The sequence below is a fragment of the Paenibacillus oenotherae genome (genome assembly GCF_019443105.1).
In the GTDB taxonomy this organism is placed as follows: domain Bacteria; phylum Bacillota; class Bacilli; order Paenibacillales; family Paenibacillaceae; genus Paenibacillus_Z; species Paenibacillus_Z oenotherae.
Genome location: NZ_JAHZIJ010000013.1, coordinates 88,373 through 103,987, shown reverse-complemented (window position 1 = coordinate 103,987; position 15,615 = coordinate 88,373). Strand labels below are relative to the sequence as shown.

The following is a 15,615-nucleotide window of genomic DNA, read 5'->3' as shown; positions in this document are numbered from 1 at the left end:
TCCCGAGTTAAAGCAGTTAAAGCGTGGAGTGGAGGATTCATTCTTCTTGTGGTGCGGTTTAATATTCGACGAACATGCCTGCGTAAATGCAGGCTTTCTCTCGTTCCGGCCTGCTAAAGGCGAAATACCTGCAAAAGTGCAGGCATCTCGCCTTAAACTTCCTCTAATCGCCCCAGTTGTCTATTATTCCTGCACCAATGCAGGCATTTCACCTCGTAGGGGTGATTTTAACCGAAATTCATGCGCTTTCGCAGGATTCCTGCTCTGCTCCGCAGTGGTCGTCGATATTTGGCCATCAGGAGAACTGTGCCATAACAAGCGGTATCGCCGCTGGGAGCCAGTGTTATTGCTTTGAACAGTTTGGACTTTTCAGGATATCGGAGATCGATCTTTTTCGGTTTATTTCATTATCGGAATTGACAGACGATTTGTGGGAGCATATAATAAGCAGCAATACTTCACATCCAAGCTGAAGCGTTGGCCTTGATTGCTCGGGCTGGCATCGTTATCAGTTATAGTCTCAAACGCGAAGAACAGGAGTAGTAAGGCAAATGCCGGGATTAGAGAGCTGCGGGTTGGTGCAACGCAGTCGAAGGCAGCCCCAATCTCGCCTGGGAGCGGAACAGCGGAATACAGGATGAGGCAGCCAAAGGCCAAGGCTGGGAACATCCCGTACGTACACTGTAACGGTTAACCTCCGTAATCGGGTGCACGGCTTCGATTTCTAGAATCGTCGGCGTGCTTTGAGTGGGCGTTCTTCGTTCTCACGGCAGTGAGGAGACGTCAACAAGGGTGGTACCGCGCGGGCCTAATATAGCCTGTCGTCTCTTGATTTATTGAGAGACGGCAGGCTTTTCTTGTTGTACGGGATGTGGAGAAGGGTTCAAAGTCAAATATTACTTCATCCAACATAGAACAAACGCAATGAACAGAAGTAGTAGGATATTATCCGGGAATAACGCTTATCCGGCAAAGGTAAGCGCAGAGAGCTGCGGGAGGGTGCGACGCAGTCGATGGATGTCCGAACTCGTCTGGAAGCGGATCGGTGGAAATGCGGCAGCGCATTGTCGGAAGACAATTGCCCAGGCGCGGTGTACATCGGCACGGTTAACCTCCGTAATCGGGTGCAGCTTGAATGGAATCTGTTCCAAACAAGCTCGCTAAGCGGGTCCGGGCATCAGTCCGGGCAACGAGAGTGGTACCGCGGCATGCTGACAGCCTGTCGTCTCTTGATTTATTAAGAGACGGCGGGCTGTTTGCGTTATGCGGCAAAGACATGAGCTGTTCATGCATCCCAATAAATTTTCAGGAGGTAAAAGATTATGACGATTAACAATAACGCAACCAATAATGTGAACAATATCGATATCAGCTTCAAAGGTGCTTCTGTGAGCGGCAATGAAGCAGCCTACAAACGCATTCGCATCTTCGATACGACACTTCGCGACGGGGAGCAGTCTCCGGGTGCGTCTCTGGAACCGGGGCAAAAGATTATTCTTGCCCGCCAGTTGGCTAAGCTTGGCGTAGATATTATCGAGCCGGGCTTTGCCATCTCCAGTCCGGGCGACTTTGCAGCTGTGCAGCAGATATCCCGTGAGCTGCATAATGTCGAGATCGCCGGCTTTGCCCGTGCGGTTAAAGCCGACATTGACGCCGCTGTGCGCGCCACTGTGGACGCTGCGCGCCGACGGCTGCACCTGTTTATTTCCTCCTCGGATATTCATCTGGACTTTCAGCTTCGCAAATCAAGGGATCAGGTGCTGCAGATCGCCCGGGAGATGGTCGCCTACGGCAAGCAGTTCGTTGACGAGATTGAGTTTTCGCCGATGGATGCAAGCCGCGCGGGACGTGAATTTGTCATCGAAATGGTGGAGGGTGTTATTGCTGAAGGTGCAACGATCATTAATCTGCCGGATACTCTGGGCTACGCCATGCCGGAGGAGTACGGCGAGATGTTCCGGGTTGTTCGTGAGCAGGCGCGCGGCGGGGATAAAGTGAGCTACAGCGCTCACTGCCATAATGATCTCGGGCTGGCTGTTGCGAATAGTCTGGCTGCCATACGTGCGGGTGCGACGCAAATCGAGGTAACGGTTAATGGCGTAGGAGAGCGTGCGGGCAACTGCTCCCTGGAGGAGCTGGTGATGGCGATTGAAACGCGAAAAGAAGCAATCGGTGCTGTTACGGGCATTGTGACAAGCGAGATTTATGAGACCTCCCGCATGGTGAGCCGGGCGATGAATTTCCCGATTGCTTATAATAAGCCGGTTGTTGGACGCAACGCCTTCCAGCATGAATCGGGCATTCATCAGGACGGTCTGCTCAAGAATCGCAATACGTATGAAATTATGGACCCGGAAGCAATGGGGATACCGCGCAGCATGATCGTTCTTGGCAAGCATTCAGGACGCCATGCGATCAAGCACCGTCTGTCCGAGTATGGCATTATGATGGACGCGCCGCAATTAGAGGATGTGTACAACCGTTTCATCGAAAAAGCTGACGAGCTGAAGCTGATCCCGGATAGTGTGCTGATCGGGCTTGCGAGCGAGACGACCGAAACGCAGCATGATCCATACACGCTCGTCGATTTACAGGTGATGGCCGGAACAGGGGATGCTGTACGAACCGCAACTGTGGCCATTCGGGAACGCGAGTCACAGCAGGTACGAACCTATACGGGCACAGGCTCGGGGCCATTGGAAGCCGTTATCCACTGCTTGCAGGAGGCGATTCCCGTCGATGCGGAATTCGAAGATCTGGAGCTGCATTCCTTATCGACAGGCGAGGACGCGCGAGGTGAAGCGGTTGTCAGCATCCTGTGCAACAATAAGCGCTATCGTGGAACGTCCATCCACAAGGATATTATTTTGGCGGCTGCACAAGCTTATGTGGCATCCTGCAACGGACTGCTTATGAGCTCAGAAACGTCGAAGGAGTAGCATAAAATACGTTTCTGTCGTTATGTACAGAGTTAATTTATAGAAGGAGCAGCATTATCCCCAACATTATCCACAGCAAATGTGCGCAATGTGTATAAATGACGGAATCCCACGGAAACCGGACGTTTACAATGTGAACAAAAATGGGATAAGTTTTTCACAGCCCTTCTGTGGATAATGTGGATAATGTGTGCAAACCTTTCATATCTATTCCTATGTATCGACGAAATATTAATAAATAGTTAAAATTGTTGCATTACCGCACGATTATTAGTGCCAGAATTGCCAAACTATTTGGGTTCTGTTGTGGATAACGCTGTGGATAGCGGGGATAGATTTGAATAATCTGAATAATTAATCCTGGAAAGGCCAGCCATAGCCTTCTTGTTATCGATTTATCCCCTATTTTGTACACAATTTGGATGAACAAGAATCTTTATCCTCAGCCTGCTTGCTCACTCCAGGCGCTCAGGGCGAGGATTGAGCACCGCACAGCAGTGCAGTAATCCTGCGAAAACGAAATTCGGCGATGTACCTCCCCGCTTTGGATATGAGGAGATGGCAGGCGAAAAGGCGTCAAAAGCAGAGTAACGACCAGCGAAGTAAGAAGCCTGCGAATGTACATGAATTTCCGGTTAATAGACGCTTTAATGGTAACATTCCTGCGATGAAGCATGAATTTGATAAAAAATTGGCCGATAAGGGAAAGGAAGGTAAAATGCCTGCACTCTGGCAGGCATTTTACCTTCATGGGGCTGGAAACAAGAGTAAACCTGCGGTTTTGCATGTTTCTATGTTTAAATGGGATTACGGCATGTGAAGGAATTTTAATTTCGACGAGAATAATCCTTCTATAACAGCCTGATTTAAGCAGGTATGTCCGCTGTTCAGGGGATTGCCCCCTTCGTTCGGGTGGGATTTCAACCAGCCTGCGATTGTCAATTGTGCAGCTGCATGAAGCGAAATCGGCCGATTAGGGCGAATTGTGGAAGTCCAATAAGGGAGTCAGTCCCGAATGATGTGAAAAGATGCCTCCAAACCACCCGATAAGATAAGTGGAACTGGAAGCATCTTTTCTATTACTATTTCCCGATGCTATGCAAGCAGCTCCTCCCAAGCCTCATAGGCTGCTTGAAGGCGTGCTTTGCAGACATCCATCTGTGCCTGAATGTCCCCGATTCGCACATAATCATTGAAGACTGCAGGATCGGCCAGCTGTTCCTCGAAAGCGGCAACTTCGCCCTCCAGGCGGGCAATATCCGCTTCCAGTCCTTCAAGCTTGCGCTGTCGGGCGCGTTCGTCACGCTTTGCTTGTTTGTCGGCTTCATATGACGAAGGAGCAGATTTTTCAACGGTATCGACAGTGCTTCCCTGTTTTCCTTGTGCAAATGACAGCGTTTCCAACCGCATTTCATCGTTTTCACGTTTTTTCTCGATCATTTCGTCATAATTTCCCAGGAAATGATTTGTTCCCTGTGGAGTGAGTTCGACAATCCGTTCAGCCATTTTATTCAGAAAATACCGATCATGCGAAATGAACAACAGCGTGCCGTCATAGTCCATCAGCGCCGATTCCAGCACCTCTTTGCTGTACAGGTCAAGATGGTTGGTCGGCTCGTCAAGGATAAGCATATTTGCACGGGCAAGCATGAGCTTGGATAAGGAGACACGGGCTCTCTCGCCGCCGCTTAATGCACTGATCCGCTTCTGCACATCATCCCCGCTGAACAGGAAATTGCCAAGAACGGTGCGAATACGGGCCTCCTCAATGCCAGGATAGGCGCTCCACAGCTCCTCAAGAACGGTATTGGACGGATTCAATCCGGTATGCTCCTGGTCATAATAGCCGATGGCAACGTTCGTACCCCAGCGGATCGTGCCTTCGGCATGAGGCTGCTGCCCCACCAGCGCTTTGAGCAAGGTTGATTTGCCGATGCCGTTCGGTCCGATCAGCGCAACGTTGTCGCTTCGCTCCAGGCGAAAGGAGACATTCTGGAACAGCAGAGGGTCATTGTCGGAGAATCGAACGGATACCTTGTCGACATTCAGCACATCCTTGCCGCTGGTGCGTTCAATTTCAAAGGAAAAATGGGCGCGCTTCAGATCGCCGAGCGGCTTGTCGAGCCGTTCCATTTTATCGAGTGCCTTACGCCGGCTCTGGGCTCTCTTTGTTGTAGAAGCACGAACGATGTTGCGTTGAACGAAATCCTCCAAACGCTCAATTTCTTCCTGCTGTTTCTCATAGTGCTTCAGCTGCGTTTCGTACTCGGCGGCCTTGATGTCGATAAAACGGCTGTAGTTGCCGGTGTATCGCTTTGCTGTATGCCGTTCGATCTCGACAATCGTCTGGACGACCGCATCAAGAAAGTAGCGGTCATGAGAGACGACCAGAATGCCGCCGGAATAGCTGCGCAAGTAATTCTCCAGCCAGGTCAACGTCTCGATATCCAGGTAGTTGGTCGGCTCATCGAGCATTAGCAGGTCGGGTGCCTGCAGCAGGATGCGCGCCAGTGCCAGCCGTGTCTTCTGACCGCCGCTTAATGTCGAGATAATGGTGTCTTGCGGGAATTGGTGGAAACCCATTCCGTGCAGCACACTGCGGATGCGTGTCTCCATCTCGAAGCCGCCATTGTCGCGAAACCATTCGGAGAGCTGTGAATAACGCTCCAGCGTGGCGGCATAGAGCTTGGCATTCTCATGCAGCGTGGGGTCGGCTATCTCTTGCTCCAGCTGGCGAAGCTCGCGCTCCGCTTCTATTAGATGGTGGAATACTGCGCGCATCTCGGCTTCTATCGTATTGTCCGATTGCAAGCCGCTTGATTGGGCCAGATAGCCGATCGTCGTTTCCTTCGATTTGTATATAGTTCCGGAATCTGCGGATGCCTCGCCAGCGATAATACGCAGCAAGGTCGATTTGCCGGCGCCATTGACACCGACAAGGCCTACACGCTCACGGGGCTGAACCTGGAAGGTAATGGAGCTCAGCACAGTGCTTGTGCCGTAGCTTTTGGAAATATCAGAAACTTGAAGCAACATAGGACGGAAACCTCCAGCAATGAAAGACTATATTCAAAAAAAACGATTACGATCATTCTACCACACATATGAAGGGTGCAAAAATTCAAATGCGCGACAATATCTTAACATAGGGACGCGAATATATGATCCCTTGACTATTGGCGTAAATTGGGCAACAGTGGTAAACTAAATAGACATATTTTAATGAAGGAAGGCTAGACTGGCTAATATGGCAGGAACCGATGAAATGATGGAGCCCACCGATCGGAAGAGAGCGGCTAGAGCAATGGCGATGGAGCTGCGCGGGAGCATTGCTGAAGAACTGCGGGAGGAACGGTCGCGGGCTGCTTGTGAAGGAGCAAAACAGTGGCTTGGGCAGGCTTGGCCGGGCTGCAGCAGCATGATGCTGTACATGCCATTTCGATCAGAGCTAGATGTCCGCCCATTAATAGAGTGGGGCTGGCGCAGCGGCATTGCTGTCATCGTCCCGAGATGTTTGCCGGAGCAGCGTTTTATGGAGCTTTATCGCATCCATAGCTGGAATGATGTTCATGCTGGTGCATATGGTATTATGGAGCCCGATCCATCGCGAGTACCCCGCTGCGGGGAGCAGTTTATGCCGGACGTTGTTTTCGTACCGGGACTTGCCTTTGACAGGCAGGGGGGAAGACTCGGTTATGGAGGCGGATATTACGACCGTTTCTATGATCGGCTGCATGGCCTCTCGATGAAGCTGGAGCGATCGATGCCGCTTTGGATCGGGTGCGGTTATGAGGCGCAGCTCGTTGCTGAAGTGCCGATGGAGGAGCATGATGCAAGATTGGGAGCCATCATGACAGAGCAGGGGATAAGCTTGACCGGCAATGCTCGAACCAACCCGCAAGCATAATGGAGGAGATTAGGATGGAGCTGACACATTTCAACGAACAAGGCAGGGCTCGCATGGTGGACGTATCGGACAAAGAGGTCACAACCAGAATAGCTGCTGCCCGGACGACGATTAAGATGCTGCCGGACACATTATTGCGCATCAAAGCTGGCACAATAGGCAAAGGCGATGTGATGGCTGTAGCCCAGGTTGCTGGCGTTATGGCGGCGAAGAAGACCTCGGACTGGATTCCGATGTGCCACCCGCTGCCGCTTACCGGTATAAATCTTGCTTTTGCCGATAATGGATCGGACGAGCTTTATATAGAAGGAACAGTGAAGACAACAGGACGAACGGGCGTTGAGATGGAGGCGCTGACCGCAGTGTCGGCAGCCGCCTTGACGGTCTACGATATGTGCAAGGCATTACAGAAGGATATGGTCATCGGGCCTACCTATCTTGTTTCCAAGACCGGCGGCAAAAGCGGTGATTACGTCCATACGGACAATACGTAATTTCGGATCGAATGGGGAGAAGCTCATGCGGTGGAAAGTGGCGTTATTAACGGCAAGTGATAAAGGATCGCGCGGCGAAAGAGAAGATACAAGCGCGCAGGTCATTAGAGAGCTTGTAGAGGAAGAGCTAAGCGGAGAGATTGTCGACTATCGCATTGTACCGGATGAACAGGATGAAATTATGGCCGCGCTGATCGAGATGACGGATTACTACCAAGCGGATCTCGTTATTACAACTGGCGGTACAGGTCTTGCTCCGCGGGATATAACACCGGAAGCTACCATGCGGGTGCTCGACCGGGTAGTTCCCGGCCTTGCCGAAGCGATGCGGATCGGTTCCATGCAGAAGACCCGCCAGGCGATGCTCTCACGCGGTGTTTGCGGCATACGCGGCCGCTCGCTAATCATTAATTTGCCGGGAAGTCCTAAGGGAGTTCACGAGAATTTAATGGCGATCATAGATCAGCTGCCGCATGCGCTCAGCATTCTCTCGGGACGAACGGGGGAACATAACGCATGAATGAGGGAGCGCCAAGAAACGGTACGGTGCTGAAGGAGGTTCCCGTGCAGGAGGCGGTAGGCTTGAGGCTTGCTCATGACCTGACGCAGATCCTGCCGGGACAATTCAAGGGACGGCTCTTCAAGAAGGGACATATTATTACGGAAGCTGATATACCCAAGCTGCTTGATATAGGCAAGGAGCATATCTATACGATGGAGCTCGGCGAAGGCGAGCTGCATGAGGATGACGCGGCTGGCCAGATGGCTGATGCGCTGTATGGCGACGGAATGAAGCTGACAGAGCCTCATGAAGGCAAGGTTGCGATCAAGTCGGATTTAACGGTGCCTGCGCTGGCAGTAATCGATGAATCGGTTGTTCATGCTATTAACAATCTTGGCGATATTGCACTGGCTACGCTTCGCTCCCATGCTGTTGTTATGCCGGGAGGACAATTGGCGGCAACTCGCGTCATTCCGCTATTCGTGGCGGAAGAGAAGGTTGCGCATGTCCGAAGAATAGCTGACCAGTACAGGCAGCTTCATGAGGGTCGCGGACCGCTTCAGCTGCGGCCGCTTCAGTCGTTCCGAATCGGTCTGCTTACAACGGGAGGAGAGGTTTTCTCCGGGCGTATTGAAGATAAATTTGGTCCTGCGGTGCGTCGTATTGTAGAATCGCTGGGCTCGGAGATCGCGGAGCAGCGCTTTGCTCCGGATGATCGTCAAACAATTGTCAAGGAAATACACTATTTGCTGGAACAGCGGTATGATATGATATTAGTGACGGGCGGCATGTCCGTCGATCCAGATGACCGCACTCCGGCAGCCATTGCCGAAGCAGGTGCGCGAATTGTCAGCTATGGAACTCCGATGCTTCCTGGCTCCATGCTGCTGGTCGGCTATTTGAATGATGTGCCGATCATGGGACTGCCGGGCTGTGTTATGCACGATCCTTACACCTCGTTTAATGTGCTGCTGCCCAGAGTGCTTGCAGGTGAAGCCATTACGAGAGAGGAAGTCGTGCAGCTTGGCTATGGGGGGCTTCATAACTGTTGATTGCTGATTGTCGACAGATGTAGAGAGAGACAGTGGTTGTCAGGTCTTTAATGATAGAAGAAGTTCAATTTGTAAGGAGGTATGTGTAATGTTTAGCGGAATAGGGGTAACAGGTATCATTCTGCTGGTGCTGGTAGCCTTGCTGCTCTTCGGTCCTAACAAGCTGCCTGAGCTGGGACGTGCATTCGGAAGAACGCTGAAGGAATTCAAAGCAGGCGCAAGAGATATTATGGAAGATGATCAGGACCGGAAGGATACGAGCCGGATTGAAGTGAACCGTAAATCCGACGAAGCGGACAGCAAGCGGCTCCCGGACTAATCAGGGGCCGCTTTTTCTTATGAAGACTATATAAGTTGAACGTGAGAAAGAAACAAACAGGTTGCTGCGCAGGGGAATGTTCTTACGATCGCTGTTGTTCCCGGAATTCTTGATTCTAGTTGTTGATGGTGGAATTCCGGGAACAAAGGCGAGCGCTGGCGCTTCTCCAGAATCATTTCCCTTGCTCCGCTCTGTTGTTTTTTCTCTTCGTTCAATTTATTGAGATTGACTTATAGGCAAGATTTGCGCCGCAGCAGAAAGAGAGGTGAGAGAGAAGTTGTCCTCCGAATCGGAAACAGAGAAGCCCTCCAGGAATGATCCTTCCATGAGCATATTCGATCACCTGGGAGAGCTGCGCCGTCGTATCATCTATATTCTGATTGTACTTGTACTTGGCATGGTTATCGGCCTTCTGCTGGCTAATCCTGCGTACGACTACTTAATGGCTCAAGATCCAGTGAATAAGCTGTCCCTCCATGCCTTCTCGCTATGGGACGGTATCGGCATGTACATGAAATTCGCGCTCGTTATTGCGCTGATCATCGCGCTGCCGTTCACCTTCTTCCAGCTGTGGGCGTTCGTAAAGCCGGCTCTGAGAGTTCAGGAGCAGCGGGCAGCTCTTGGATTCGTACCGCTGGCGCTGGGGTTGTTCCTCGCGGGACTAGCCTTCTCTTACTATGTCGTATTCCCAATGGCGTTCAATTTTACTTCAAGCGTATCGAAGCATTTGAACCTTGAGGAGACGTACGGGATCACTCAATATTTTACATTTATGTTCAACATCCTCATTCCAATCTCGCTGCTGTTTGAGCTCCCGCTTGTTATTATGTTTCTGACGAAGCTGAGAATTGTGACACCAGTGCGGCTGCGCAAAATGCGCCGACTAGCCTATTTTATCCTGATCGTAATCGGGACAATGATAACACCTCCTGATTTTATATCGGACTTGCTTGTCGCAATTCCGCTAATCGTGCTTTATGAGGTGAGCGTGCTCTTGTCGGGATTTGTCTATCGTAAGCAGCAGGCGGCGGATGCCGCTTGGGAAGAAGAATACGGAACCTAATGAATGAGCCGGCCTATGCCCGGCTTTTTTCTTTGTTCTGCTGCCTTCTGGGGAAAGCAGGAACTTTGGCGGAAGGTCAAGGCAAAGGGAGTTTGCCGGATGTCGATTGAGATCGAACTGTAAAAATCACGCAAAATGCCCGATAGGCACTTGAAATTGTAGTGCAAAATCGGTATTATTAAAAATGGCTGTTAGCACTTAACAGTTGCGAGTGCTAACAAGAAACTAAGCAACGAATTTAAAAGGAGGCTATTTTCATGATCAGACCTTTGGGTGAACGCGTATTGATCGAACCGATCGCGAAAGAAGAAACGACTGCTAGCGGAATTGTGCTGCCGGATACGGCGAAAGAAAAGCCGCAAGAAGGCAAAGTTATCGCAGTAGGAAGCGGAGCGGTCAAGGACGGCGTACGCATTGCGCTTGAAGTTAAGGAAGGCGACCGTGTGCTGTTCTCGAAATATGCTGGCACGGAAGTGAAATACGAAGGCAAAGAGCTTTTGATTATGAAAGAAAGCGACATTCACGCAATCTTGGGATAAGCAGTGTGCTTAGACCCCAACATAAATGGTTTGGCCTTACTTAGTTCCGGCAAGCATATGCTTGAACGGAGAGAACAATAATTTAGGAGGTTATTCGAAATGGCTAAAGATATCAAGTTTGGCGAAGACGCACGCCGCGCGATGCTGCGCGGGGTAGACGCTCTGGCGAATGCTGTTAAAGTAACACTCGGTCCTAAAGGCCGCAACGTAGTTCTGGAGAAGAAATTCGGAAGCCCGCTCATCACGAATGACGGTGTATCCATTGCAAAAGAAATCGAGCTGGAAGACGCATTCGAGAACATGGGAGCGCAGCTCGTTAAAGAAGTAGCAACCAAAACAAATGACGTTGCCGGTGACGGTACGACGACGGCTACAGTTCTGGCTCAAGCGATGATTCGCGAAGGTCTGAAGAACGTTACAGCGGGCGCTAACCCGATGGTTATCCGCAAAGGAATCGAGAAAGCAGTTCGCGCTGCTGTAGAAGAGCTGAAAGTGATCGCTAAGCCAATCGAAGGCCAGCAATCGATCGCTCAAGTCGCTTCGATCTCCTCCGGTGACGACGAAGTGGGCCAACTCATTGCAGAAGCAATGGAGAAAGTCGGCAACGACGGCGTTATTACTGTAGAAGAATCCAAAGGCTTCGTAACCGAGCTTGAAGTGGTGGAAGGCATGCAATTCGACCGCGGTTATGTATCTGCATACATGATTACGGATACGGACAAAATGGAAGCTGTACTCGACAATCCATTCATTCTGATCACTGATAAAAAAATTACGAACATCCAAGAAATTTTGCCTGTATTGGAGAAGGTTGTTCAATCCGGCAAACAACTGCTTATTATCGCTGAGGACATTGAAGGCGAAGCAATGGCGACGCTGGTTCTCAACAAGCTGCGCGGCACATTCACTTGCGTAGGCGTTAAAGCTCCTGGCTTCGGCGATCGCCGCAAAGCAATGCTGGGCGACATCGCAGCTCTGACTGGTGGTCAAGTGATTACAGAAGAGCTTGGTCTTGAACTGAAATCGACTACGATTGAGCAGCTCGGTTCCGCTCGTCAAGTTCGCATTACGAAAGAAAACACAATCATCGTTGACGGCAGCGGCGACAAAGCGGATATCGATGTTCGCATCAGCCAAATCCGCACGCAACTGGAAGAAACGACTTCCGACTTCGACCGTGAGAAGCTGCAAGAGCGTCTTGCCAAGCTGTCCGGCGGCGTAGCTGTTATCAAAGTCGGCGCAGCAACAGAAACAGAATTGAAAGAGCGCAAGCTCCGCATCGAGGATGCCTTGAACTCCACCCGCGCAGCGGTTGAAGAAGGCATCGTATCCGGTGGCGGTACTGCACTCGTGAACGTATACAAAGCGGTAGCAGCTGTTAATGCTGATGGCGACGAGCAAACAGGCGTTAACATCGTGCTTCGCGCTCTGGAAGAGCCTGTACGCACAATCGCGGCTAACGCTGGCCAAGAAGGCTCTGTAATCGTAGAGCGCCTGAAAGGCGAGAAAGTCGGCGTAGGCTACAACGCAGCTACTGGCGAGTGGGTTGACATGTTCTCCGCTGGTATCGTTGACCCTGCGAAAGTAACTCGCTCTGCTCTGCAGAACGCAGCTTCCGTTGCGGCCATGTTCCTGACAACCGAAGCGGTTGTTGCTGACAAGCCAGAGAAAGACAAACCAGGCATGCCAGATATGGGCGGCATGGGCGGCATGGGCGGCATGATGTAGTAGGCTGAAAAGCCTGTTATAAAGGGTTTCCTTGAGGGAAACCGATTATTGCCCACATTGTGTAAACAGAAGACACCTTAGAGTGAAAATTGCTCTAAGGTGTCTTTTTGCATTTATTTATGAAGTGTTCATACATCTCCGAGAATTCAACGGGAAGGGGGACGGATAATTCATGCTGATACAGGTTTGATATATGCGCAAAATGTTGCGTAAATGATACATGATCCTTCAATTCTCTATAAGCCTGAAGCAGTAACAGGTTCGCTTCCTCGTCCCATTCATCGCTTAGAAGCAGCCTCTTGATTAAGAGGGTTGCTTGCTCAGCTCTTCGATGTGTTAGCAGACACCGACTCAGCTGTTTGGTGAATTGGGAATATAATTTGTGCAAACGGATTTGCTCGCTAATCGACCATTCATAGGATCGGTCCTCAAATAATTCACCGGTATACAGTTCCTCGCATGCAAATGCCTTCTCAATATGATCGGAATCCATTGTAGTGAACTGAGACATCTGATCTTCGAATTGAACGAAATCGATCTCGATATGATCGAGAATCAGCCAGTATTGTTCTTGAGAATGGACAATGATGTTCTTATGCCCAAGAGCATGCAGGGTTTTACGAAGTTGGTACACATTCGTATTAACATAGGTTGCAGCATTCTTCTGTGGCATGTCTGAGTAAATATGTTCGATGATCCGGCTTTTGGATACTGGGCGACCTCTGTGTATTAGCAGGTAAGCAAACAGCTCCATACTTTTCTTCGAGATCCATTTGGCAAGTCCAACTTGCTCACTCCTTACTTCGAACCCTCCGAAGGCTCGCACCATTAGCTTTCCGGTGGGGCCGCCCGCAATCGTTGACTTGTCTCTGATTCTTGCCGCGGCTCGTACGATCGTCTGTTCCAGACGTGATTTCGAAACCGGCTTAATCATATAATCGAGGGGATAGCTGTCGAATGAATCAATCGCATATTCCTTGTGTGAGGTGACGAATACGATGTCTACCTCGCTGTGCGTGGAACGGAGTTGACGGGCGACCTCTAACCCGTGATCCTGCCCAATCATAATATCTATGAATACTAGATCAATGGCTTCTCGCCGTATCTGTTCAAGCGCCTCAGCGGCATTCTGATAGCAACCAACTACTTCTACGCGACTTATCTCGGATAGTAAGCGATTCATCACGATGTGCATGGCTTTCTCATCATCAATTACAATAACCCTCATCGCAAATCCCCATCCTCTAGAACGATAGTAAAGTTGCTTCCGCTTCCTGGTTTACTATGCACCTTGAGACATCCGCCGCACATGTGTAGAAATTGCCGGCTTACGAGTAATCCTAAACCGGTTCCCTTCTCACCAGCTGTACCTACAGTGGAATCAAACCGGTTTTCATCGAACACATTGCGAATTTGTTCTTCACTCATCCCCACACCAGTATCTGTAACAGAGATTTCGACTCTGCTCTCGGTAGTTCTGGCACTTAGTCGGATCACGCCACCTTGATTAGAATACTTAATCGCATTGGATAGAAGATTGCGAATCACCAGAATAAGCGCTTCACGATCGACGTAAACACGAATGTCTTCATCTATAAGGACGTGCAGAGTCAGCTGCTTCACCTTAATATTTTGCAAGAGTAACCGACACGCTTCTTCAACAATAGCGGATAGGAGATAGGATTCAGGATGCAGCACGATGCCTTCCTTCTGACCGCGAAACCATTCCATGAGATTCTCGACAATCGTATTGGTGTTGCGAATTTGTTCGCCTAATGCATGAAGAATCTCGTTGTCAGCTTGGTTGGACGGCCCTTGCTCTTGCTCCAGCAACTCCAACAAGTTGATTTGAACAGCTAATGGGTTACGAATGTCATGGGATACGGCTGTGAAGAGCTGATCCTTCATCTGGTTAAGGTGGGCAATCTGCTCCAGCGCTTGTTGCTTTTCCGTAATATCGATAATGACCGAGATGGTCCCTAGCTTGCGTTGTCGCTGGGTGAAGAATGGATAGACATTCACGATGTATGATTTCTTCTCATGTCCTGTACGGGTGCTGATCTCGATTCGACAATCTTCCATGTTCGCGCATGCGGACTGCCACTGGGGCCAAGCTGTAAGTATGTCCCTGTAACTACGGCCTAGAATGGGTCGGTTGTTGTCATCCTCTAACAGTAAGCGTGCTAATTTATTGCTATCAATAATCTTGCCAGTCGTATTCATGATGAGCATTCCCTCACGCATCGTTTCTACAACGATGTTCCTCGCCATGGGAACACTTGAAAAAAGCTTCTTCCGCACAATAATCCAGAACATGATCATGCCGCAAATTCCGCTATACACAGAGAGAGGCAGGAGCCACGGAGAGAGAGTGGGCATGAATAACTTCATCATTTCCACCAACAATGGAATGCTGCCGAACAGCAGAAGCCACATGCCTGCTATGCGGAATTCAGGACGCGAATTTCGTATGTAACGGATCAGAACGAATATACAGCCCGCAATAATGGTATAGCACAATAGGTTGAAAGCTAATGCGTACGGGGTTTTAGTCATGACCAAGTGTCCATTAATCAAGTTTTGCGTTCTATTAATGATATGCCAATAAGGGTCTGCCCAGATCACAACGGCCCAGCAAGCGAATAAGGCAAGGAGAGAGAAGCTCCATCGCAGCCTCAACCACCTGTCCTTGCCGACCAGATCCAGGACAAAAAGCACCATCAATGGCACCATGAATAAAAGTGTTGTTTGCTCTATATTCCGAAAAAAAAGCTTGGATTGCAAGTCTGCGCGACTGATCTCGAGAATCACACTTCCGGCATAAACGACTCGGCAACCTAATACCCATACGAAATATCGCACACCTCGTTCTTGGCGGTACATGATCGCATACATCAGCATGATGCACATTAGAATGGCCGAAAGTATGATTGTGATTGAGGGTAGTGACCATAAATCATCCATATATAGGTGAGTTACTCCTTTGGAGTTAGAGAATTGGATGTTGTAATTGGATTCTATCATAATTTTATCATAGCAGTATGCTAGGATGAACACTAATTGCTACGTAGT

General features: G+C 49.9%; 14 protein-coding genes. 11 read left to right on the top strand and 3 right to left on the bottom strand.

All coding sequences use genetic code 11. The features are described 5' to 3' along the window. Positions 1–1,013: 1,013 nt before the first annotated feature. The 3 genes from K0T92_RS17215 to K0T92_RS17205 all read left to right on the top strand — a co-directional run bounded on the left by K0T92_RS17215 (position 1,014) and on the right by K0T92_RS17205 (position 3,759). Entirely contained in the window at positions 1,014–1,241 is a 228-nt protein-coding gene (locus K0T92_RS17215; protein ID WP_219873708.1) for a hypothetical protein, read from the top strand. A gap of 81 nt (positions 1,242–1,322) precedes the next feature. Beyond that, a complete protein-coding gene (locus tag K0T92_RS17210) occupies positions 1,323–2,939 on the top strand; it encodes a 2-isopropylmalate synthase (protein WP_219873707.1) in 1,617 nt (538 codons plus the stop codon). Positions 2,940–3,606: 667 nt separating this feature from the next. Continuing rightward, complete coding sequence (locus tag K0T92_RS17205; RefSeq protein ID WP_219873706.1) at positions 3,607–3,759, top strand: hypothetical protein; 153 nt, start codon at positions 3,607–3,609, stop codon at positions 3,757–3,759. A gap of 275 nt (positions 3,760–4,034) precedes the next feature. Here the strand turns inward: K0T92_RS17205 and K0T92_RS17200 are convergent, their stop codons facing one another. Continuing rightward, entirely contained in the window at positions 4,035–5,975 is a 1,941-nt protein-coding gene (locus tag K0T92_RS17200) for an ABC-F family ATP-binding cassette domain-containing protein (RefSeq protein WP_219873705.1), read from the bottom strand. 229 nt (positions 5,976–6,204) lie between these two features. On the opposite strand from K0T92_RS17200, the gene K0T92_RS17195 reads away from it, so the two are divergent. The 8 genes from K0T92_RS17195 to groL all read left to right on the top strand — a co-directional run bounded on the left by K0T92_RS17195 (position 6,205) and on the right by groL (position 12,543). Continuing rightward, a complete protein-coding gene (locus K0T92_RS17195) occupies positions 6,205–6,846 on the top strand; it encodes a 5-formyltetrahydrofolate cyclo-ligase (RefSeq protein ID WP_246628234.1) in 642 nt (213 codons plus the stop codon). 14 nt (positions 6,847–6,860) lie between these two features. Next, positions 6,861–7,340, top strand: coding sequence for a cyclic pyranopterin monophosphate synthase MoaC (moaC, locus tag K0T92_RS17190; protein ID WP_219873703.1), 480 nt, complete (start codon positions 6,861–6,863; stop codon positions 7,338–7,340). Positions 7,341–7,365: 25 nt separating this feature from the next. Beyond that, positions 7,366–7,860, top strand: a complete 495-nt coding sequence (locus K0T92_RS17185; RefSeq protein WP_219873702.1) for a MogA/MoaB family molybdenum cofactor biosynthesis protein — start codon at positions 7,366–7,368, stop codon at positions 7,858–7,860. Then, entirely contained in the window at positions 7,857–8,894 is a 1,038-nt protein-coding gene (locus K0T92_RS17180) for a molybdopterin-binding protein (RefSeq protein ID WP_219873701.1), read from the top strand. The genes K0T92_RS17185 and K0T92_RS17180 overlap by 4 nt, the downstream gene beginning before the upstream one ends. An 88-nt stretch (positions 8,895–8,982) precedes the next feature. Beyond that, positions 8,983–9,213, top strand: coding sequence for a twin-arginine translocase TatA/TatE family subunit (locus K0T92_RS17175; RefSeq protein WP_219873700.1), 231 nt, complete (start codon positions 8,983–8,985; stop codon positions 9,211–9,213). A 325-nt stretch (positions 9,214–9,538) separates the two neighbouring features. Further along, positions 9,539–10,276 carry a twin-arginine translocase subunit TatC gene (gene tatC / locus K0T92_RS17170; protein ID WP_219873760.1) on the top strand — a complete coding sequence of 246 codons (738 nt, stop codon included), beginning with the start codon at positions 9,539–9,541 and terminating at the stop codon, positions 10,274–10,276. Between the two features lie 257 nt (positions 10,277–10,533). Then, entirely contained in the window at positions 10,534–10,815 is a 282-nt protein-coding gene (gene groES, locus K0T92_RS17165; protein WP_219873699.1) for a co-chaperone GroES, read from the top strand. 99 nt (positions 10,816–10,914) lie between these two features. Continuing rightward, entirely contained in the window at positions 10,915–12,543 is a 1,629-nt protein-coding gene (groL, locus tag K0T92_RS17160) for a chaperonin GroEL (RefSeq protein WP_219873698.1), read from the top strand. 94 nt (positions 12,544–12,637) lie between these two features. Here groL and K0T92_RS17155 read toward each other — a convergent pair whose 3' ends face one another. Together K0T92_RS17155 and K0T92_RS17150 are read right to left on the bottom strand one after the other, a co-directional pair. Then, positions 12,638–13,771, bottom strand: a complete 1,134-nt coding sequence (locus tag K0T92_RS17155; protein WP_219873697.1) for a response regulator — start codon at positions 13,769–13,771, stop codon at positions 12,638–12,640. Further along, positions 13,768–15,507, bottom strand: a complete 1,740-nt coding sequence (locus K0T92_RS17150) for a sensor histidine kinase (RefSeq protein ID WP_219873696.1) — start codon at positions 15,505–15,507, stop codon at positions 13,768–13,770. The genes K0T92_RS17155 and K0T92_RS17150 overlap by 4 nt, the downstream gene beginning before the upstream one ends. Between the last annotated feature and the right edge of the window lie 108 nt (positions 15,508–15,615).